The sequence below is a fragment of the Oceanotoga sp. genome (assembly GCF_030445905.1).
GTDB lineage: Bacteria > Thermotogota > Thermotogae > Petrotogales > Petrotogaceae > Oceanotoga > Oceanotoga teriensis.
In genome coordinates, this window is record NZ_JASUSU010000016.1 from 24351 (window position 1) to 46270 (window position 21920).

Genomic DNA, 21920 nt, shown 5'->3' on the forward strand with positions numbered 1-21920 from the left:
TAAAAAACTATATTAAAATTTTTTTCAAAATCATTAAATTACCATCATTACAATATACCCATTGAGGTTTTCCAAATACCTGTTCGATTATGTAGACGCCAAGTCCTCCATCTCTTATATTATCTAAATCTCTATGTTTTATATTTTCAGGTATTATTTTCTCACCATAATCTCTGATTTTTATGGTTAATACGTCATCATCATATTCTATTGATAAGTCTATTTTTTTATTTTCTTCGTATTTATAAGTGTGTTCTATAATATTTGCAATAGCTTCATTTAAAGCTAATTCTATCATAAATATTTCATCTTCATTTTTATATTTTATTATAGTGCAAAAATCTTTCATCATATTTCTTAAAAGTTTTATATAAATATTTTTACTTGGTATACTTATTTTTACGAAGTCCATTTATAATCCCCCGATCACCAAACGATAAATTTTCCTTTCCAATCTTTTAATTTTATTCTACCACTTTTTACTATATTAAATTCTTGAGCTATTTCTTTTTTTATTAGTATTATTCTTGGTTTAAAATTCTTTAAAATATTTATATTGTCCTTTATTACAGAATAAGGTATATCTTGAGGTATTTTTAAGATATCTTTTTTGAAGTTTTTAAAATACATATTTGTATTTTTCTCCCCAATATTTTCTACTAAATTCTTATATTTTTCTTCTTTTGAAATTTTTTCTAATTTTTTTGCTTCAAATATCGAATAAGAACATCCGCAATACGTTTGTCTGTATATATTCATATTTCTGCATAATTTTGCAGCTTCTTTTACTCCATCATTGGCTCTAAAATTAAAGTACATAAAATTTAATTCAAAATCTTTAGCTATTTTTTCTCCTATACTTTTTATCATATCATGATTTTTTCTTGGAGAAGCAAATAATGTCGTTGAAAAATTTTCAAAATTATTTTTTTTAGCTATTTCAGCACTTTTTTTGAGACGTAATCTTATACACTCATAACATCTATTATTGTTAAGATTTTTGTTTATAGCATTAAAAAATTCTTTTTGTTTATATTCAGCTTCTATATTTTCAAGATACCAAATTTTTTTTAATTTTATAACTTCATTTAATCTTTTTTTATATTCATCTATAGGATGTATATTGGGGTTGTAAAAATAAAGAGTTGGATTTATATTTTGTTCAATTAATCTTTTATAAGATATAGTTAAATCTGGAGCACAACAAACATGCAATAATAATTTCAAAATTCTATTAACCCCCTAAGATTGTTTATAGTATTTTTGGATAAGCCTATTTTTTTTAAATCATCTATATTATCAAAGTGTTTTATTTTTCTATAATTTATTATTTTATCTGAATTTTTTTCTCCTATACCTGGGAGAGACATCAACTCATTTTTATTTGCAATATTTAAATTTATTTTATTATTTTTTAGGGTTATTTTTTTATTAGATATATAAAAATATTTTTCAATATTTTTATACGTTTTTTCACCTATTCCATCGACTTTCATTAAATCTTCTTTTTTATTAAAACCTATATCATTTCTATAAGCTAAAATTTTATTGGCTTTTGATTTTCCTATGCCATTTATTGTTATTAATTCATCAAAAGTCACTGTTAATATATCATATTTTTTAACAGTGATGATATTTTTATTTTCTTTAGAATTATATATAAATCCGAGTAAAAAAAATATTAAAATTATAGAAGATATATATATTATTTTTTTCATCTTTGCCCTATAAATCTTATACCTTTATACCATCTACCTTCAATTGAAAATCCAGTTAATTCAGTAATTTGTTTATCATCCATATTATTTGAAAAATCTACAGCATCTGATTTATTTATAAAAAGTCCTGCAAGTATTCCCCAGTATTTTCCTCCACCTGTACTTTTTCCATTAAAAGCTAAAACTGGATATCCAGCTTTTCTCAATGTATTTGTCGGAAGATATGCATTTGATGCATTTAAGGTATAATAAATTTGAATTGTATATATAAATTGTTCATCTACATTTTCTTCTAATTCATAGTCTTCTCTATAAACATAAAATTTATCATTTGTTTTTGTTATGAAATATTCTATATTATTTTGATAGGCATTTATAACTTCATTTATAGCTTGTTGTTCATCTGTAAATAATTTTATAGCCCCTCGATTTACTTCTTCAAGAGATGATTTTGACAAAGAAATTAAATTATAATAATTAAGTTCTTTTATATCATATTTGAGTTCTGAAATATTTGGACGGATATCAATTAATTGAATATCTTTTATAGGAGAATTAGAAACATTTTTTTCTGGTATGTCTTCTGATTTTATTTTTATATCATTTATTTTTATATCAAATTTATTCATTTGATTTTTTAGATATATTGTATATGTAGTCATTAAAAAAGCTATAAATGGAAGTATAAATAATAGAGTTACCATTAAAGGTAATAAAACTCCTTTACTTTTTTTCAATTTTTCCACCTCAGATAATTTGTTTGAAATCTAATATATTATCTTTTATATCAGAATTAGATAATATAAATTCTTTATAACCATTCTCTGTAATAAAAATTTCTTTTAATGTAGAATTAGTGTTTTGAAAAGATATTTTTTTTAAATTATCTCTTTTTAATATATTCAATTTAAGTATATCATTTTTTATTTCTTCATATTTTTCTTTTGAAATTTCTTTTTTATTATAAGATATATATATTAAAAACAAAAATGATACGGCTAAAAACTCTAAGTAATCCATTTTTAAAAGATCAGATTCTTTAAAAATGAGTTTAGATATTTTTTCTCCTGGAAATGTATATTCATGATTATAAAAATCTATAATATATTTTATATTTCTTTCTAAAAAATTGTCATAATCAAGATTTTCAAAGCTTGATGAATATTTTATAGATAATTTAGAATGATTTTTATCATATAATAAGCCTATAATGTAAGGAATTAAAAATTGTTTTTTTAATTCCTGAGTATTAAAATAGTTTAAAAAATTTTGATCTATATATATATAATTAGGGTATCCTGTTACTTTTAAATAATTACGTGTAAAATTCATATTTGCATAAAAATTTCCACTTAAAGGCAAATTAACAAAACTTGATAATGTACTTGGAATTAATATGAGATTGTTTTTTTCAAAATTTAAAGTATTGAAAGCATATCCAACTATATCTAAGACATTTCCGCCACCAATTGCAATTATGTTATTATATTTTTTATTATTTATTAATTCACATAAGTACAGATATTTATCTAGAGATTTTGCTTCTTCTCCACCTTTTATATAAGTGTGATCATTTTTTATTTTTATTATATTTCTTAATTTAGTGTCTAATATTATAAATGAACCATATGTGTTATCGTGTTTTTTTATTATATTTTTTATTATATTTTTTGATATAACTATATTTATATCTTTTTCAATTCCTTTTGAAAAAACAAATGTTTTCAATAAAACCACCTTTAAATAATTAATCCATCAAAGAAACTTTTAATAGAAATTTCATTTACGTTAGAATTATAACCGTTTTCTTGAAGGATAAGTTTTGGTACTTCTAATTTTGAAATGAGATTTCCAATGTTTTTAAAGTCATTACTATTCAATTTAAAACAACTATTTTCATCATTTTCGTTCATATCAGTGCTAAGAGATATTATCAAAAAATCAGGATCAAAATTTTTAATTTCTAAAATAGCTTTTTCGAGAACTCTAATATAATCTTTAGCTTCATTATTTTTTGATAATGGAAAATTAATATTATAACCTCTACCTTCATTGCAGCCTAATTCCCATTCATAACCAGATATATATGGAAAATTGTCGCTTGGATTTGAATGTATTGAAATTGTTAATGTAGTATTATCTTCATAAAATATTTCTTGTGTTCCATTTGCATGAAAACTCCCTATATTCAATATTGCAATATAAGCATTAGTTTTAGATTGAATATATTTTGCAGCTATTGCGCCGTTATTCAAATAGCATTTTCCGCCACCATTATCCAAACCTGCGTGTATTCCAGAAGGTCTTGTTAAACAATATGCATCATTTGCAGTCTTTATAATATAATCAGCACCAGTCAATGCACATTTGGCTGATATCCAAGCCATTTCAAATGTATTATTAGTTATAGGTGTCTGTGTATCATAAATTTTATCATATCCAAAAACTTTTGGAAAATATTCTTCTTCAGTTTTTAATTTTTTTGATAGTGTTTTTAACCATAAAATATATTCTTGATCATGTGCCAAATATAAATAAGATCTTGGAAAATCCATAGGTTTTATAAAATCGAATCTGAGATCTTTTTTTAAAAGACCTACTATAGATTCGATTTTATTAGGATTATCAGGATTTACTTTAATTTTTGAGTTTTCAAAAATATTTTTAGGTTGAAAAAATACATGTCGAGGATCATAGATTACTTTCATATTTTATTCCTCCATGTTTTTTATTTTATTCACTCTTCTTTCATGTCTTCCACCTTCAAAATCTGTTTCTAAAAATGTATCAACTGTCCATTGAGCTAAATCTGGACCCATTATTCTACCGCCGAGTACTAATACATTGGCATTATTGTGTTGCCTTGCAAGTTTTGCCATATCTGGGTATAAACATAATGCTCCTCTTATTCCATTTACTTTATTCACAGCTATTGACATTCCTATGCCAGTACCACACATTAATATACCAAATTTTGCTTCACCTTTATTTACAACCTCACCCAATTTTTTAGCATAATCAGGATAATCAGTGCTTTCTTTTGAATATGTTCCCAAATCTATTACTTCATAATTTTTATTTTTTAAATATTCGCGTATATATTCTTTCATGTCGTATGCTGCATGGTCTGAAGCCAAAGCAATCTTCATTTTATCCCTCCTGCATAATATTTAATATTTTGGTAAGTCCAACCATATCTAATAATTTTAGTATTTTATTGTCCACATTTTTTATGGTTAAACTTCCTCCTTTTAATAAGGAATTTTTATGAATACCTATTAGCATTCCAATTCCAGAACTATCTATATATTTTACATTTGTAAAATCTAATATTATTTCTTTTAATTCAAATGAATTAATTCTATTTTTTACATCATCGACATTTGACATATCGATTTCTCCATTTAATTTTATTATTTTTTTATCATGTTCTTCCTGAAGTATTATTTCCATATTAACCTCTCCCAGCATACATTTTAATTTATAAAGTTCTTATTAAACCTACCATTTTTCCCTGTATTTTGAGATTTTTTGGATCTACTTTTATTATATCCATATTTTTATTTGCAGGAATTAAATGAATTAATTTTTGATTTACTTTTTTGAATTTTTTTAATGTTGCATAATTATCTTCTATGAGAGCAACTACTATATCACCATCAGAAGCATGATTTTGTTTTTGTATTATTACATAGTCTCCACTTTTTATATGCTCTTCTATCATAGATTCGCCTTCAACTACTAATGCAAAATGTTCTTCATTTTTTGAAAAGAAATTTACTGGTAATGGAATAGAATCAGAAATATTTTCTACAGCTTCTATAGCAGCACCAGCAGCTATTTTTCCTATTATCGGTACAACAGTTTCTCTTGTAAAAACTTCTCCAGATTTGGGTGTAAGTCTTATTCCCCTTGAGACACCTTTTCTTTCAATAAATCCTTTTTCTTCTAAGGTTATTAAATGTTTATGAGCAGCCCTCGGACTTTTAAATCCGAAGCTGTTCATTATGTCTCTCACACTTGGAGCATAACCATTTTTATCTATATAATCTTTTAAATATTCTAAGATTTGAGATTGTCTTTTTGTAAGTGCTTTCATAAGTATACTCCCCCCTTTTTATCAGTTTGAAGAGTCTTCTTCTTCTTCTTTTACAACTATACTACCAACAACTTCATCATTATCTGATAGTCTAACTGTAATTACTCCTTGAGTAACTCTTTTTAAAACTGTTATTTGAGAAACGCTAACTCTTATAGCTTTTCCAAGTTTTGTAAAACAAATAATATCTTCAGAATCATCAACAGCTATAGCAGAGACAATTTCACCAATTTTGCTTATATCTCTTACAGTTTTCAATCCTAAGCCGCCTCTTGTTTGTGTTCTATAATTTGAAAATTGAGTTCTTTTTCCATATCCGAATTTTGTCAATATGATTAATTTTTTATCTTCTGATATTTTTACCGCATTTATAACTTCATCATTCTTTTTTAATTTTATTGAATTTACTCCAGCTGCTCCTCTTCCCATAGTTCTAACTTGAGAATCTTCAAATCTTAGTGCCATACCTTTTTTTGTTATTATTAATACATCTTCTGAAGGTGTATTATACACTAATAGTGCATCTACAACACAATCTGATTCATTTAGATTTATAGCTCTAACTCCGGTAGTTCTTGCATTTGCAAAGTCTCTTAAAGATGTTTTTTTAACTTTTCCAAGTTTTGTAAATATCATAACATTTTTATCATAGTCACCATCGAGAGAAACTGCAATCATAGTTTTTATAGTTTCTCCATCAGTAAGGCCCAAATAATTAGCTATATGTTTACCTTTTGTTGTTTTTTGTGACATATCGATTTCATATGCAGGCATTTGATAAGCTTTTCCAGCCGAAGTTATAAACATTAGTTTTGAAAGCCTGTTTGTATAAAGAGTTTCTATTATATTATCACTTTCGGCTATTTTAAGTCCTTTAACACCTTTTCCGCCTCTACCTTGGACTTTATATTCATTTGCTGGTATTGCTTTTAAATAACCCCATTTAGTAAGTATTACTATTATATCTTCATCGACTATTAATTCTTCAGCTTTTTTTAAATCAGAGCTATATTTCATAATTTCAGTTCTTCTATCATCGCCAAATTTTGTTTTTATTTCATCGAGTTCTTCAGATACAATTTCTAATTTTTTGTTTTCATTATTTAATATATTATTACAATCATCAATTTTAACATTTAAATCTTTTAACTCATCTGTTAATTTTGTTGTTTCAAGTTTTGATAAACTTATAAGTTTCATTTCAGTTATAGCTTTAGATTGTTCTTCAGATACATTTATAGTTTCTTGAAGTTCTAATATAGGATCTTCGGCATTTCTTATTATATCTATTACAGTATCTATTCCTTGAATAGCTTTTATTATACCTTCAACTATGTGGGCTCTTTTTTTTGCTTTTATAAGATCAAATTCAGTTCTTCTTGTTATTACATTTATTCTATGTTCAATAAAAGCATTCATCAATTCTTTTAAGTTCATCAATGCTGGTTTTTCATTGTTTATTACATTCATCTGTACTGAAAAAGAAGATTGCATAGATGTATACTTTAAAAGATCATTTATTAATTTTTTGATATTGGCATTTCTTTTTAATTCAATTACTATTCTCATTCCTTGTTTATCAGATTCATCTCTAACATCTCTTATACCGGATTCTTTTTTTGCTTCTTTTTTTCTTATTGCATATTGTACTATTTGTTCTATTATATCTACTTTTGATACACCATAAGGAATTTCGGTAACTACTATAGCAGTTCCTTTTTTATTCTCAATAATTTCATATTTACTCCTTATAGTTACTTTTCCTCTTCCTTTTTTGTACATTTCATTTATTCTTTCGCCATCGACTATTATTCCGCCAGTGGGAAAATCAGGGCCTTTTATAAATTTATTTATTTCATCTATTGTACAATCAGGATTTTTTATTAAGTGTTTAAAACCTTCTACTAATTCATTTAAATTATGAGGTGGAATATTTGTAGCCATACCAACAGCTATACCAGATACTCCATTCATTAATAAGTTTGGAAGTCTTGTTGGTAATACTGAAGGTTGTTTTAATGAACCATCAAAATTATCTACAAAATCAACAGTATTTTTTTCAATATCCTTTAACATATATTCTCCAGCTTCAGGCATTCTTGCTTCTGTATATCTCATTGCAGCTGCTGGATCTCTATCAATAGAACCAAAATTACCCTGACCATCGACTAGAGGATATCTCATTGAAAATGGTTGTGCCATTCTAACTAGGGCTTCATATATAGAAGAATCACCATGTGGATGATACTTACCCATTACTTCACCAACTATACGTGCAGACTTTTTAAAAGAAGAATTATGTTTTAAACCAAGTTCGCTCATAGAATATAATATTCTTCTTTGAACTGGTTTTAAACCATCTCTTGCATCAGGTATAGCTCTGCTAACTATAACACTCATAGAATATAGTAAATAAGAAGTTTTTAATTCATCTACAAATCTTTTATCTTGTAATTTTTCATCATTATTATTTTTTATAAATTCATCTTTTTCTGACACAAAAAAGACCTCCTAATTTAAGATACTTTTAATCCTGGTTCTATATCTCTGTCAACTGTTAATATTGTAAGTTTTTCAGAGTTTTTAGCTGCAAGTAACATACCATTTGATTCAATGCCCATCAATTTTGCTGGTTTTAGATTTGCAACCACAATTATTTTTTTTCCTATTAATTCTTCTGGTGTATAATGTTGTTTTATACCTGCGACAATTTGTCTTTTTCCCAATTCCCCAAGATCTAACTGTAATTTTAAAAGTTTTTTTGATTTTTTTACATCTTCAGCTTCCAATATTTTCGCTACTCTTAAATCAACTTTACTAAAATCCTCAAAATCTATTAAAGAAATTACATTATCTTCCATTACTTCTTCCTCCTTATTTTTCATGATTATTACTTTATTCCATTTTTCTATATCTATTCTTTGATATATAGGTTCTCCAATTGAAACTTTTTCTATATCAGGCAAAATTCCTATTTTTGTATTTTTTGAATTCAGATGATCATTTTTAAGTCCTATTTTGAAGAGAATTTTTTCTGCAGTTTCTGGCATTATTGGAGAAATTAATATACTCACTATTCTAAAAGAATCTACAAGGTTATAAAGAACTAAACTTAGTCTTTCTTTTTTTTCAGGATCTTTTGCTAACTTCCAAGGTTCTGTTAAATCAATATATTTATTAGAAAATCTTATAATTTCCCAAACAGATTCTAAAGCTTGAGTAAAATTATAATTATCCATTAAATCATAGTATTTTTTACAGTTTTCATCAATTATAGAATGAAGTCTTTTATCTATATCTTCATAAGAATTAGTTTTTAAAATTTTACCTTCGAAATACTTATTTGTCATTGATAATGTCCTATGTACTAAATTTGAAAGATCATTTGCAAGATCTGCATTGTATCTTGTTATTAGATTATCTTCTGAAAAATCTCCATCTCTTCCAAACTGTATATCTCTTAGTAAATAATACCTTATAGCATCTTTCGAGTACTTATCCATTAGAAGTCTCGGTTCTATAGCATTACCTGCAGATTTTGAGATTTTTTCGCCATTTACAGTTAGCCATCCATGAGCAAATATTTGTTTTGGAAGAGGTAATTCAGCCGAAATTAGCATTGCTGGCCAAATTATGGAATGAAATCTATTTATTTCTTTTCCAATTAAATGAAGATCTGCAGGCCAATATTCTTTGAATTTATCATCATTATCAGTAGAATAACCTAAAGCCGATATATAGTTTATTAAAGCATCAACCCAAACATATATAACATGTTCAGGATCATCTCTTAAGGGAATTCCCCAATCAAATGTAGTTCTTGTTATTGAAAGATCTCTCAATCCTGATTTTAAGATTTGATACATTTCATTTCTTCTAAAATCAGGTTGAACGAAATTTGGGTTTTCTTCATAAAGTTTTAATAAAGCATCATTATATTTAGATAGTTTAAAAAAATAATTTTCTTCTTCAACCCATTTTAATTCTCTATGACAATCTGGACAATAATTTTTTCCATCTTTTTTTTTGATATCGTCTTCATTCCAAAATGTTTCGCATGGAATACAATACCATCCTTCATATTTTCCTTTATATATATCACCTTTGTTTTTTAATTTTTCAACAAAGTTTTTAACGGTTTCTTCATGTTTTTTGTCTGTAGTTCTTATAAAATCATCATTTGTTATTTCCATATCTTTCCATAAATTTTTGAATTTATTTGATAATTTATCAACCCATTCTTGTGGAGATATATTTTTTTCTTTTGCTGATTGCATTATTTTTTGACCATGCTCATCTGTACCAGTCAAAAAAAAGACATCAAAATTGTTCATTCTTTTATATCTTGCTATTATATCAGCAACTATTGTTGTATAAGCTGAACCAATATGAGGTTCTGAATTCACATAATAAATAGGTGTTGTAACGTAGAATTTCTTCATTTATTGTACCTCCATAATTTTTATTTTAATCTTTATAATTATATCATAATTTGGGGTATTCAAAAATACACTTTCTTTAATAATTTTAACAGTTTAATTGACATATAAATTAAAAAAAGATACAATTTGAAATAATATCTATTATGTGCATGTGATTTAAATATAAAAAAGCCATTTAATCAAAAAAATTTTTAAAATTAAAAAAATTGCCATAATTTTAAAATTTTCATCATGTATAATTATACTTAGAATAAAAACAAATAATGGAGGGATTATATGAGATTTTCAAAACTTTATGCACCAACATTAAAAGAAGTACCTTCAGATTCTGATATTAAAAGTATAGAATTATTAACAAGAGGAGGTTTTATAAGAAAAGCCGCTTCAGGTGTATATACATATTTACCATTGGGTTGGAAAGTAATAAGGAAAATTGAAGATATAGTTAGACAAGAAATGGAAAGAATAGAATCTCAAGAAATATTGATGCCTATAGTCCAACCAGCGGAACTTTGGCAACAATCTGGAAGATGGGAAGATTATGGACCAGAAATGATGAAACTTGAAGATAGACATAATAGAAGCTTTACTCTTGGACCTACTCATGAAGAAATGATAACTTATCTTATAAAAAATGAATTAAGATCGTATAAACAATTGCCTCTAAGTTTATATCAAATAAATAATAAATATAGAGATGAAATTAGACCAAGATTTGGATTGATAAGGTCTAGAGAGTTTATAATGAAAGATGCATACACTTTTCATGATACAGAAAAATCATTAGATGAAGCTTATGATGATTTTTATAAAGCTTATGAAAGAATTCTTGAAAAAATAGGTGTCAAGTATGTTGCTGTTGATGCTGATAATGGTGCTATAGGAGGCAGTGATTCTCATGAGTTTCAAATGCTTGCAGATACTGGTGAAAGCTCTATATTGTTCTGTGATGAATGTAATTATGCTGCGACAGATGAGAAGGCTGAATCAGGTGAAATTTATGAATTTAATGATGAAAAAGATAAAGAATTAGAATTAAAAGATACTCCAAATGTAAAAACAATAGAGGATGTAGCGAATTTTTTAGAAAAAGATATAAAAAGTATAATAAAATCAATATTATTTAAAGGTAGAGATGGATGGGTACTGGCTTTAATAAGAGGTGATTATGAGATAAATATATCTAAATTAAGAGGATATTTAAAAGATCAAACACTTCATATGGGAGAGCCACAAGAAATAAAAAAAGAATTTGATGTTGAAACAGGTTTCATAGGCCCTATAGGAATAAAAAATATAAAAATAATAGCTGATAATAGTATCAAAACTATAAAAAATGCTGTTGTGGGCGGAATGGAAAAAGACAAACATTATATAAATGCAGTTTTTGAAAGAGATTTTAAAGTTGAAGCATATGTTGATATTAGAATTGTAAAAAAGGGTGAAAAATGTCCTAAATGTGATAAATATTTAAAAGAAAAAAGAGGAATAGAGGTAGGTCAAATTTTTAAAATCGGTCAAAAATACTCAAAATCAATGGAAGCTTTTTATACAGACGAAAGTGGAAAACAGAAACCATTTTTTATGGGATGTTATGGCTGGGGTATTTCAAGAACTATGAGTGCAGTAGTTGAACAATTACATGATAAAAATGGTATACTATGGCCTAAAAACATAGCACCGTTTGAAGTTGCAGTAGTAATAGTTTCAATGAAAGATAAAGAACAAATAAATATGGCTGAAAAAATTTATACAAAATTAAAAAATAATGGAGTAGAAGTAATAATAGATGATAGAAATGTTTCTACTGGTTTTAAATTTAAAGATATAGATTTAATGGGAATACCTTTAAAGATTGTTGTTGGAAAATCATTAAAAGATGGAAAAATAGAAATAAAACTTAGGAATGAAGAAAAAGGGGAACTTTATTCCATAGATAATATGGAATCTATTTTAGAAAATATTGAGGAAAAATTGAATAATTACAATCCTGCTAAGATTTAATGCTTATAAGAAAAAAACTTGACAGAACTATAAGTTGATGTTATAATATTTGCGGATTACAAATAATAAATAATATGGACGGAGAGGTGGCCGAGCGGCCTAAGGCGCTTGCCTGCTAAGCAAGTGTAGGGTTTATTCCCTACCGAGGGTTCGAATCCCTCCCTCTCCGCCATTTTTTTTACGTTAAAAAGTACCCGTGGCTCAATTGGATAGAGCGTTGGACTGCGGATCCGAAGATTGCCGGTTCAAATCCGGCCGGGTACGCCAAAAAAACAGAACTATTTGTTCTGTTTTTTTTATATAGAAAAATGCATGATTTCAAATTTGAAATCATGCATTTAAAGAAGGTTAATACTTATATTTAAATGGAGTATAATTTTATCTTAAATAAATCAAATATAAAACAAATAATACAGCTAATATCCAAGAAAACCAATGTACTTCTTTTCTTTTTCCAGAGAATAATTTAACTACTGGGTATATTATCATACCAAAAGTTATACCAGTTGCTATAGAGCCTGTAAATGGCATCATAGATAAAGTTATAAATGCTGGTAATCCTTCTGTTGTATCATCCCAATCTATTTCAGTTAATCCTTTTAACATCAATGAACCTACAAAAATTAATGCAGGTGCAGTTGCTGCACCTGGAATAGAGGCTGCCAACGGAGAGAAGAAAAGCATCAATAACATCAATATTGATGTTACAACTGAAGCTAATCCAGTTCTTGCACCTTGAGCCATTCCAGCACCACTTTCTATAAAAGTTGTTACTGTAGATGTTCCAAATAATGAACCTACAACAGTACCAGTGGCATCTGCCATATATGCTTTTTTAGCTCTTGGAAGATTTCCATCTTTGTCTGTTAACCCAGCTGAATGTGATAAACCCATCAATGTTCCTGTAGTATCAAAGAAATCAACAAAGAAGAAAGTTAATACAACTATCCAAAAATTTGTGTTTAATAAACTATGCCAATCAAGTTTTAATTTTAAAAAAGTTGGAGAAATATCAGGTATTTTACCAACAACGCCCTTAAATTCAGTAACACCTGTCATCATTGCAAAAATTGTAGAAACTATTATCCCTATTAATACAGATCCTGGTACTTTTAAGGCATATAAAATTGCTATTACAAATAAACCTATTATAGTTGTTAATGCTTGAGCTGAAGTTATATTTCCTAAAGTGATCAAAGTATCTGGATCACTAACAACTATTCCAGAACTTTTTAAACCAAGAAAGGCTATAAAAAGACCTATACCGGCACCAGTTGCTATTTTTATTGTTTTTGGAATAGCATTTCCTATAAATGTTCTAACCCCTGTTAAGGTTATAATAACAAAAATCAATCCTTCAACAAAAACTGCACCTAAAGCTATTCTCCAATCAATACCCATTTTAAGAACAACAGTGTAAGTAAAATAAGCGTTTAATCCCATACCTGGAGCTAAAGCTATTGGATAATTTGCTATTAATCCCATCATTAAAGTTGCAGTTGCTCCACCTAATATTGTTGCAACCATTAAAGCACCAAAATATTGTTGATATAAATCTGGATTACTTGCGACTTCTGGAATTGCATTTATCAATATTGATGGATTTACAAAAATAATGTATGCCATAGTTAGAAAAGTAGCAATACCACCGTATATTTCTTTTCTAACAGTACTTCCTGCTTTTTTTATTCCGAAAAAGCTTTCCAACTGAATAACCTCCCTTAAAATAAAATGCTCCTTCCTATTATCAGGAAGGAGCATCATTTATATAAAAATATTTTATAAAAACAAAAATCCCTCCTATAGTCAGATAATTTACGGTTATCTGGTAGAAACTTCCGAACCATATCTTCGGAAATATACAGGAAGACGAAAAAGTATTAACTTTTATATCACAATGATTATTTTAACAGAATTTTCAGATTAAGTCTTTAAAAAAATGTAACGGTAAAATAAAAATAATAAAATTTACTTTTTTGAATTTATTGTATAATAATTTATAAAGTATTTAATTAAATTTTAAAATATTTTATTTGAAAAAGAGTTATAATAGTAAGGTATAAATTTGTATAAAAGAGATGGGAGGCATATATGTCAAAATATATAAATATAAAAGGTGCAAGAGAACATAACTTAAAAGATGTTGATGTTAAAATACCAAAAAATAAACTGGTTGTTATAAGTGGCCTTTCTGGTTCTGGAAAATCTACACTTGCTTTAGATACTATATATGCTGAAGGGCAAAGAAGATATCTTGAATCAGTTTCTTCATATGCAAGGCAATTTTTAGGAGATTTAAAAAAACCAGATGTTGAAATGATAGAAGGTCTTTCTCCAGCTATAGCAATTGAACAAAAATCTGTCAGTAATAATCCAAGATCCACTGTTGGAACTATAACAGAAATATATGATTATATAAGAGTTTTATATGCAAGAATAGGAAAAGCTTATTGTCCAGATTGTGGTATAGAATTAAAAAGTTCAACAGTGGATGAAATAGTTGATAATATCTATAAAAACTTTGAACCAGAGTCAAGATTATATATATTTTCACCTATTGCTAAAGAAAAAAAAGGAGAATTTAAAAAAGAAATTAATAGTATGAAAGTGTCTGGATTTAGAAAAGCTGAAATAGATGGAGAAATTCTAGATTTAGAAGATATTGTATCATTACCTAAAAATGTGAGACATAATATAAATTTACTCATAGATAGAATAAAACTTAGAGATGAAAATTTTGAAAGAGTTTATGAAGCTGTTGAAATGGCATTAAGAGAATCTAACGGATTTGTTCAAATAAGAGAAATGGATAAAAAAGAAAAAACATTAAAAATTAAAAACTTTTCTGAAATGCTTGCCTGTCCAGAATGTGGTTATTCATTTCCAGAAGTAAATCCTAAATTATTTTCATTTAATAGTCCATATGGCGCTTGTGAAGACTGTCATGGGCTTGGATTTAAACTTGAAGTACAGCCAGAATATATTTTTGACTATGAAAAATCTTTAGATGAAGGTGCTACTCTTAATATGGGAAAAGATACCTATATGGTAAAAATAATGAAAGGAGTAGTAAAAGCTTTAGGCGAAGATCCAAATAAAAAATTAAAAGATTTACCAAAAAAAATAACAGATAGCCTTTTATATGGAACTGAAAAAAAAGTAGAAGTTATACTTGAAAGAGAAGATTCTAGCTATAATTTTAATAGAAAATTTGAAGGTATGGTAAATTGGTATGCTAGGAGATATTTAGAAACTGATTCAAAAGATATAAGAGAATGGATTGAAAGAAATTTTATGGTTCAAAATACATGTAATACATGTAATGGACATAGATTGAGAAAAGAAGCTTTAAATGTCAAAATAAATGATTTAAATATTTCTGAACTTACTACCTTATCCATTGAAAAAGTTGATGAATTTTTTAAGGATTTAAAAGTTTCAAAATTTGAGTATCAAATAGTTGAAGAACTTTTGAGAGAAATAAAAAAAAGATTGGGTTTTTTAATTGATGTTGGATTGGGCTATATAGGTCTTTCAAGAACATCAAATACTCTTTCTGGTGGAGAGTCACAACGTGTTAGATTAGCCACACAAATAGGTTCTGGATTAACAGGAGTTACTTATGTTCTTGATGAGCCAACTATAGGTCTTCATTCAAGAGATAATGATAGACTTATAGATACTTTAAAGAAACTTCAAAAACTTGATAATACTGTGATCATTGTTGAACATGATGAAGAGGTTATAAGAGCTTCTGATTACATTATAGATCTTGGACCAGGTGCAGGAATAAATGGTGGTAATATAATGTATCAAGGCACTACAAAAAATTTACTTAATAAACCAGAAAAATCTCTTACAGGTTTATATTTAACAGGTAAAAAAAGAATAGAATTTATAGATAAAAAAAGAGAAAAAAATAATAAATTTTTGGAATTGAAAGGTGCGACTCATAACAATTTAAAAAATATAGACTTGAAAATACCTTTGGGGAAAATGGTAGTTGTAACTGGTGTATCTGGATCGGGAAAGTCTTCATTAATAATGGATACTCTTTATCCAGCATTACAAAAAGAAATCTATAATTCGAGAGTTATACCAGGTAATTTTAAAGAATTAAAGGGCTTAAAAAATATAGATAAAGTTATTTCTATAGATCAGAGCCCGATAGGTAGAACACCAAGATCTAATCCAGCTACTTATACAGGTGTTTTTGATTTGATAAGAGATATATTTTCAGCTACACCAGAGTCCAAAATAAGAGGATATAATAAAGGGAGATTTTCATTTAATGTTAAAGGTGGAAGATGTGAGGCGTGTAGAGGACATGGGGTTTTAAAGATTGAAATGCAATTTTTGCCAGATGTATATGTTACATGTGATGTTTGTAAAGGAAAAAGATATAATAAAGAAACTCTTAAGGTAAAATATAGAGATAAAAATATTTCAGATATTTTAGATATGAGTGTGGAAGAAGGAGCTGAATTTTTTAAAAATATAAATGCTATAGGGAGTATACTTGAACTTTTAAAAGATGTAGGGCTTGGTTATATAAAACTTGGACAACCAGCTACTACCTTATCCGGCGGAGAAGCTCAAAGAATAAAATTGACTTCTGAATTAAGAAAAAGATCTACAGGAAAAACAGTTTATATACTCGATGAGCCAACAACTGGACTTCATTTTGAAGATGTGAGAAAACTTATAGGTGTTTTGAATCTATTAGTTGAAAAAGGAAATACAGTTATAATAATAGAACACAATATGGATGTTATAAAAAATGCCGATCATATAATAGATATAGGACCAGAAGGTGGAATAGAAGGTGGTTATATTGTTGGAGAAGGAACACCTTTAGAGATATCAAAATTAAATACATATACTGCCAAATACTTAAAAAAATATATTTAATTATCTAATATCCAATCTATGGGTTCTGCACCAAAGATATTTTTTAAAGCATTTATTGGTCCAATACTTTGAAAATCATTCATCAATTTTTGTAATAAATTTAATACTATATTTAATTCAATATCATTTATTCTTTTATTAAAATAAGAGTCTAATAACTCATCCATATCTAGAATTCTGTATTTGAATTCTTTTGTTATAAGAATATCGAGTTCCAAATCATAAAAAAATATATTATCTTTAGAAGATTTATATTTTCCAAAATCTATATATATCAGGTAATTTGCCATATCTCCAGATATATCTTTAAAATAAGAAAGCATTAGATTTGTTTGTGGATTTAAAATACGTTTTACATAATCTACAGAATTATGTGTAGACAATTTTTCCCAATTTCTCTTAAATCCAAGTATATGTTGATTAAATTCTCTAAACTCAGTAAAATCAAATTTATTTTCATTTATATGAGTTTTTATATTTTCAGCTTTGTTTTTTATATCAAAATTGTATGATTTCATTGAGCACCTCCAAAAATAAATGGTGACTTTAAGTCACCATTTATTATATCATAATTTTATATTTTATGAATCAAAAGACCAGATCTTAGTTTTGGTTCAAACCACGTAGACTTTGGTGGCATTATTTTATTTTCATCTGCAACATTTATCAATTGTTCAAGAGGTGTTGGGAACATAGAAAAAGCGATAGACCATCCTTCATTATCAACCCAATTTTCAAGTGTTTTAATACCCTTTATTCCACCTATAAAATGAATATTCTTATCTTTTCTTGGATCTTTTATATTCAATAGAGGATTTAAAAGATATTCTTGTAATATATAAACATCTAATTCTTTAACTGGATCTGAAAGATCTATTATATCTTCTTTTGCTTCTAATTTATACCAAGTTCCTTCAAAATACATTCCATATTCATGAAGTTTCTTAGGTGAGAATTCCTCAGTTTCAAGTTTTGATACTACAAATTTATCTTTTAAATTATTAATAAAATCATCAAATTCCATATTATTGAGACTTTTGACTATTCTATTATAATCTAAAACTCTCAATTCATCATGAGGAAAAATGGCAGCAAGAAAATAATTATATTCTTCTTTTCCATCATGATTAGGATTATTCTTCATCCTCAATTGTCTTGTTCTTGAAGATGCAGCAGCTCTATGATGACCATCAGCTATATATAAAGCATCAAGTTTTTCAAAACTCTCTTTTATCTTTATAACTTGTTCATCATTATCAATGATCCATAGTTCATGTTTAACCGCATTTTCATCTACAAAATCTGCAATTTTTTTGCCGATTTCAGCTGATTCGTTTAAAAGCATTTTAATATCATCATCTGATTTAAAAGTTAAAAAGACAGGTCCAGTTTGAGCATTTAGAGTTGTAATATGTCTTGTTCTATCATCTTCTTTTTCTTCTCTTGTTAATTCATGTTTTTTTATTAAGCCTTCATCATATTCATCTACAGAAACTGTAGCAAATATTCCAGTTTGAGATTTACCCCTCCAAGTTTCTCTGTATATGTAATATGATGGTTTCTCATCTTGAATCAGTACACCATTTGATTCAAAATTTTTCAAATTTTCTGATGCTTTTTTGTAAACTTCATCAGAATGAGGATCGACATAATCCTTAAAATCGACTTCAGCTCTTGTAACCCTCAAAAAATTTTCGGGTTTTTTTGAGACTATTTCTTTTACCTCAGATTCTTCCAAAACATCATATGGTGGACATGAAAAGTCTTCAATAATATCTTTTTTTGGCCGTAATGCCTTAAAGGGTCTAACTATAGACACTACTATCCCTCCTCTTTAAGTAGATTGAAATATTTTTTTTGGATTTCAAACATTTCTTCTGCTTCAGATTCATCATAAATATGATCATAACCCAGAATATGTAAAACTCCATGTATTAAAATATAATATAATTCATTATTAAAAGAATTATTGAATTCTTTTGACTGTTCATATATCTTTTCTGACGATATAACTATATCACCTATTACGGGTTCATTCAAACCGTATTCAAAAGAAAGAACGTCGGTTGGTCCTGATTTTTTTCGAAAATTTTCATTATACTCTGTTATACGTTTATTATTTGTTATTAATATGTTTATTTCAAAGTTATCATCTTTATACTCTGAAATGATAACTTTTTTTACTATTTCAATCATTTTTGCCTCATTTATTTCAAATTCATTCTGTTCATTATTTATATTTACTATCATAGTATTTCACCTTCTAAGATTTTTTTGATCTATTTTAGGGTATTTAATTCTTTTATGATTCATTTCCATTATAGTTCTTATTATTCGGCCTTTTATCATTTGAAGTTCTTTTAAAGTTAAACCACAATCATCTAATTGTCCCTCAAAAAATAAAGATTGAATTAAATCATCGAGTTTTTCTGTTAAATCATTTACATTCAAATCTGGCATGGATCTTGTCATAGCTTCTGTTACATCACATATCATAAGTATAGCGGATTCTTTAAACTGAGGTATAGGACCAGGATATTTAAACATTTCTTTATCATATATACCAGTCTCATCATAATATTTCTTATAAAAATACTGTTTTATTCTTGTTCCTTGATGTTGAACTATCATATCTTCTATTAAAATAGGTAATCTATATTTTTTTGCCAATTCTTGACCATAAGTTACATGATTATTTAATATAAGAGAACTTAATTTAGCACTTATTTTATTATGTGGGTTTTGATTCTTCTGATTTTCTGTAAAAAAACTTGGTTTCCAAGTTTTCCCTATATCATGAAAATAAGAACCAACACGAGCTAATATAGTATTGCCACCTATATGTTCAACAGCACTTTCGGCAATATTAGAAATTATCATGGAATGATAATAAGTACCAGGAGCTTTTAAAGTTAATTTTTTTAATAAAGGATTGTTTAAATTCCCCAACTCTAACAAACCTATATCAGAATAAACTCTTGTGATATATTCAAAAAAAGGTAATATTCCCATAGTAATTAGAGTATTAAAAAAATATACTACAAAAAGTCCTGCATAATCATATGTTGTATCTGATAAATCTAATATGTAAAAACAAAGCATTTGTACTAATGAACCAATTATAAATGGTAAGAAAATTTCTATTCTTCGCATTATTTTCTTTGAAATTATCGCAATAATAGCCGATGGTATAAATAAAGCGATTGTAAACTTTACATCAAATCCATATATCAAACCAAAATATACTGAAAATATGAATGAGGAAAGTATTCCAGATTCATAGTCGATTAATAATGTTATTATTAATGTGGAAAGTATACTATTTACAAAATATATATTTAAATATTTGAATATAAATAAATTATATAATATATTAAAAGTCAAGGGTATTAAAAAAGAAGACCAATAATTTATTGGATGTAATTTAAACATTCTTTTAAAAGATAATACAAGCTCTACTAAAAGTATCCAAATACTTAATATAATAATATTTATTTGAAATTGATAATTCAAAGTTATTCTTTTCCATATAATATATTCTGCAAATAAAGATATAATTATAAAAACTAATGAACGAAATACAATATGTTCAATTTTGGAATTAATAATTTTTTTAGAATTATAAATCATAAAATTCACTCCAAATTATTCTCATATTTTTCATATGCAGATATTATTTTTTTTACCAAAGGATTTCTAACAACATCACTATTATTTAAATAACTGAATTTAATTCCTTTGATATTTTTTAAAAATTTAGTTACAGTTAGGAGACCACTATCTTTTTTCTTTTCAAGATCTATTTGAGTTATATCTCCAGTTACTACTACTTTTGAATCAAATCCTATTCTCGTTAAAAACATTTTCATTTGCTGATAAGTAGTATTTTGTGCTTCATCAAGAATTATAAAAGCATTGTTTAAAGTTCTTCCCCTCATATAAGCCAAAGGAACGACTTCTATTACACCCTTTTCTCTATAAAAGTCTAATTTTTCTAATCCCAAAAAATCTGTTAAAGAATCATATAAAGGTCTTAGATAAGGATCTACTTTATCTTGTAAATCTCCGGGTAAAAAACCAAGTTTTTCTCCTGCTTCAACTGCAGGTCTGGTTAATATTATTTTTTGAACCTTACCAGATTTCAAAAAATCTACAGCCATAGCAACAGCTAAATAAGTTTTTCCAGTTCCAGCTGGTCCAATTGAAAATACAATTTCATTTTCTTGCAAATCTTTTATATATTTTGATTGACCTTCTGTTTTTGCAACTATTTTTACCCCTTTTATAGTTGTATTTATTATATCTTTCATAGAATTCAATGCTCCTTTTTTTATAGTTAAATCATTTGAATTATATCTTGAAATTATATACAAAAATTGAGACCAATCTGGAAGATGATTCTCGTTTAATATTTCTATTAACTCTGAAATTATATTATAAGTACTATCAAGATCTGATTCATGATCACTTTCTATTAAAAGGATTCTATTTTCATAATTGAAATTGATATTGAAGATCTTTTTTAAATGTTTAAGTCTATTGTTATAAGCACCAAAAACTTCAACAGCTTCAAGATTTTCAGGTATCATTATTTGTTTTATCAGTATAATCAACTCCTTAGAATATAATGATTCTAATATATTCTAACATACTCATAAAAAAAATGTACTAATTATGTTTTTGAATCTTTATTTTTATGTTAATTAAAAAGAAAGTATATATGATATTATATACTATAATGAGATT

At 26.7% G+C, this 21920-nt stretch carries 19 protein-coding genes, 2 tRNA genes and 1 riboswitch; of the genes, 4 read left to right on the forward strand and 17 right to left on the reverse strand.

Annotation, left to right across the window (positions count from 1 at the left end; genetic code table 11):
- Window positions 1-7 precede the first annotated feature (7 nt).
- From PWP28_RS06430 to metG, 11 genes are read right to left on the reverse strand one after another with little or no spacing between them, the layout of a single operon-like run.
- Window positions 8-412 carry an ATP-binding protein gene (locus PWP28_RS06430; protein ID WP_109603819.1) on the reverse strand — a complete coding sequence of 135 codons (405 nt, stop codon included), beginning with the start codon at window positions 410-412 and terminating at the stop codon, window positions 8-10.
- A gap of 14 nt (window positions 413-426) precedes the next feature.
- Window positions 427-1227: an epoxyqueuosine reductase QueH gene (locus PWP28_RS06435; RefSeq protein WP_264149909.1), complete on the reverse strand. Its 801-nt coding sequence runs from the start codon at window positions 1225-1227 to the stop codon at window positions 427-429.
- Window positions 1224-1718 (reverse strand): ComEA family DNA-binding protein, encoded by a 495-nt coding sequence (locus tag PWP28_RS06440; RefSeq protein WP_109603821.1) that lies wholly within the window; start codon window positions 1716-1718, stop codon window positions 1224-1226. Before PWP28_RS06440 ends, PWP28_RS06435 begins: the two co-directional genes overlap by 4 nt.
- Window positions 1715-2455, reverse strand: a complete 741-nt coding sequence (locus PWP28_RS06445) for a hypothetical protein (RefSeq protein ID WP_109603822.1) — start codon at window positions 2453-2455, stop codon at window positions 1715-1717. The genes PWP28_RS06440 and PWP28_RS06445 overlap by 4 nt, the downstream gene beginning before the upstream one ends.
- A gap of 10 nt (window positions 2456-2465) precedes the next feature.
- Window positions 2466-3446, reverse strand: coding sequence for a hypothetical protein (locus tag PWP28_RS06450; protein WP_158274747.1), 981 nt, complete (start codon window positions 3444-3446; stop codon window positions 2466-2468).
- 11 nt (window positions 3447-3457) lie between these two features.
- Window positions 3458-4426, reverse strand: a complete 969-nt coding sequence (locus tag PWP28_RS06455; RefSeq protein ID WP_109603824.1) for a histone deacetylase family protein — start codon at window positions 4424-4426, stop codon at window positions 3458-3460.
- 3 nt (window positions 4427-4429) lie between these two features.
- Complete coding sequence (gene rpiB / locus PWP28_RS06460; protein ID WP_109603825.1) at window positions 4430-4867, reverse strand: ribose 5-phosphate isomerase B; 438 nt, start codon at window positions 4865-4867, stop codon at window positions 4430-4432.
- A 1-nt stretch (window position 4868) separates the two neighbouring features.
- Window positions 4869-5171 (reverse strand): STAS domain-containing protein, encoded by a 303-nt coding sequence (locus PWP28_RS06465; protein WP_158274748.1) that lies wholly within the window; start codon window positions 5169-5171, stop codon window positions 4869-4871.
- A gap of 28 nt (window positions 5172-5199) precedes the next feature.
- Complete coding sequence (lexA, locus tag PWP28_RS06470; protein ID WP_109603827.1) at window positions 5200-5817, reverse strand: transcriptional repressor LexA; 618 nt, start codon at window positions 5815-5817, stop codon at window positions 5200-5202.
- Between the two features lie 21 nt (window positions 5818-5838).
- Complete coding sequence (gyrA, locus tag PWP28_RS06475) at window positions 5839-8316, reverse strand: DNA gyrase subunit A (protein WP_308644439.1); 2478 nt, start codon at window positions 8314-8316, stop codon at window positions 5839-5841.
- A 17-nt stretch (window positions 8317-8333) separates the two neighbouring features.
- Window positions 8334-10259, reverse strand: coding sequence for a methionine--tRNA ligase (metG, locus tag PWP28_RS06480; RefSeq protein ID WP_305081132.1), 1926 nt, complete (start codon window positions 10257-10259; stop codon window positions 8334-8336).
- 276 nt (window positions 10260-10535) lie between these two features.
- On the opposite strand from metG, the gene PWP28_RS06485 reads away from it, so the two are divergent.
- From PWP28_RS06485 to PWP28_RS06495, 3 genes are all read left to right on the forward strand, one after another.
- The gene (locus PWP28_RS06485; RefSeq protein WP_109603829.1) at window positions 10536-12263 is read left to right on the forward strand and encodes a proline--tRNA ligase; all 1728 of its coding nucleotides are present in this window, start codon (window positions 10536-10538) and stop codon (window positions 12261-12263) included.
- Window positions 12264-12343: 80 nt separating this feature from the next.
- Window positions 12344-12435 (forward strand) — tRNA-Ser (locus PWP28_RS06490).
- Between the two features lie 18 nt (window positions 12436-12453).
- Window positions 12454-12530, forward strand: a tRNA-Arg gene (locus tag PWP28_RS06495).
- Window positions 12531-12641: 111 nt separating this feature from the next.
- Here PWP28_RS06495 and PWP28_RS06500 read toward each other — a convergent pair.
- Window positions 12642-13970, reverse strand: coding sequence for an NCS2 family permease (locus PWP28_RS06500; RefSeq protein ID WP_109603830.1), 1329 nt, complete (start codon window positions 13968-13970; stop codon window positions 12642-12644).
- A 76-nt stretch (window positions 13971-14046) separates the two neighbouring features.
- Window positions 14047-14148, reverse strand: a riboswitch (purine riboswitch).
- A gap of 206 nt (window positions 14149-14354) precedes the next feature.
- Here PWP28_RS06500 and uvrA point away from each other — a divergent pair.
- Complete coding sequence (uvrA, locus tag PWP28_RS06505; RefSeq protein WP_109603831.1) at window positions 14355-17174, forward strand: excinuclease ABC subunit UvrA; 2820 nt, start codon at window positions 14355-14357, stop codon at window positions 17172-17174.
- Here the strand turns inward: uvrA and PWP28_RS06510 are convergent.
- The 5 genes from PWP28_RS06510 to PWP28_RS06530 are packed head-to-tail and all read right to left on the reverse strand — an operon-like array spanning window position 17171 to window position 21778.
- On the reverse strand, window positions 17171-17692 hold the full coding sequence (locus PWP28_RS06510; RefSeq protein ID WP_109603832.1) for a DUF402 domain-containing protein: 522 nt from the start codon (window positions 17690-17692) through the stop codon (window positions 17171-17173). The two genes, uvrA and PWP28_RS06510, sit on opposite strands and share 4 nt — an antisense overlap.
- A gap of 56 nt (window positions 17693-17748) precedes the next feature.
- Window positions 17749-18993: a DUF1015 domain-containing protein gene (locus PWP28_RS06515; protein ID WP_305081131.1), complete on the reverse strand. Its 1245-nt coding sequence runs from the start codon at window positions 18991-18993 to the stop codon at window positions 17749-17751.
- Between the two features lie 2 nt (window positions 18994-18995).
- On the reverse strand, window positions 18996-19424 hold the full coding sequence (gene ybeY / locus PWP28_RS06520) for an rRNA maturation RNase YbeY (protein WP_109603834.1): 429 nt from the start codon (window positions 19422-19424) through the stop codon (window positions 18996-18998).
- Window positions 19425-19430: 6 nt separating this feature from the next.
- On the reverse strand, window positions 19431-20804 hold the full coding sequence (locus PWP28_RS06525) for an HDIG domain-containing metalloprotein (protein WP_109603835.1): 1374 nt from the start codon (window positions 20802-20804) through the stop codon (window positions 19431-19433).
- A gap of 5 nt (window positions 20805-20809) precedes the next feature.
- Window positions 20810-21778, reverse strand: coding sequence for a PhoH family protein (locus PWP28_RS06530; protein WP_369426054.1), 969 nt, complete (start codon window positions 21776-21778; stop codon window positions 20810-20812).
- Window positions 21779-21920 lie beyond the last annotated feature (142 nt).

Coding starts and splice junctions, on each gene's coding strand:
- PWP28_RS06430 (WP_109603819.1), bottom strand. CDS start 412: ATGGACTTCGTAAAAATAAGTATACCAAGTAAAAATATTTATATAAAA.
- PWP28_RS06440 (WP_109603821.1), bottom strand. CDS start 1,718: ATGAAAAAAATAATATATATATCTTCTATAATTTTAATATTTTTTTTA.
- PWP28_RS06455 (WP_109603824.1), bottom strand. CDS start 4,426: ATGAAAGTAATCTATGATCCTCGACATGTATTTTTTCAACCTAAAAAT.
- rpiB (WP_109603825.1), bottom strand. CDS start 4,867: ATGAAGATTGCTTTGGCTTCAGACCATGCAGCATACGACATGAAAGAA.
- PWP28_RS06465 (WP_158274748.1), bottom strand. CDS start 5,171: ATGGAAATAATACTTCAGGAAGAACATGATAAAAAAATAATAAAATTA.
- lexA (WP_109603827.1), bottom strand. CDS start 5,817: ATGAAAGCACTTACAAAAAGACAATCTCAAATCTTAGAATATTTAAAA.
- metG (WP_305081132.1), bottom strand. CDS start 10,259: ATGAAGAAATTCTACGTTACAACACCTATTTATTATGTGAATTCAGAA.
- PWP28_RS06485 (WP_109603829.1), top strand. CDS start 10,536: ATGAGATTTTCAAAACTTTATGCACCAACATTAAAAGAAGTACCTTCA.
- uvrA (WP_109603831.1), top strand. CDS start 14,355: ATGTCAAAATATATAAATATAAAAGGTGCAAGAGAACATAACTTAAAA.
- PWP28_RS06510 (WP_109603832.1), bottom strand. CDS start 17,692: ATGAAATCATACAATTTTGATATAAAAAACAAAGCTGAAAATATAAAA.
- ybeY (WP_109603834.1), bottom strand. CDS start 19,424: ATGATAGTAAATATAAATAATGAACAGAATGAATTTGAAATAAATGAG.
- PWP28_RS06525 (WP_109603835.1), bottom strand. CDS start 20,804: ATGATTTATAATTCTAAAAAAATTATTAATTCCAAAATTGAACATATT.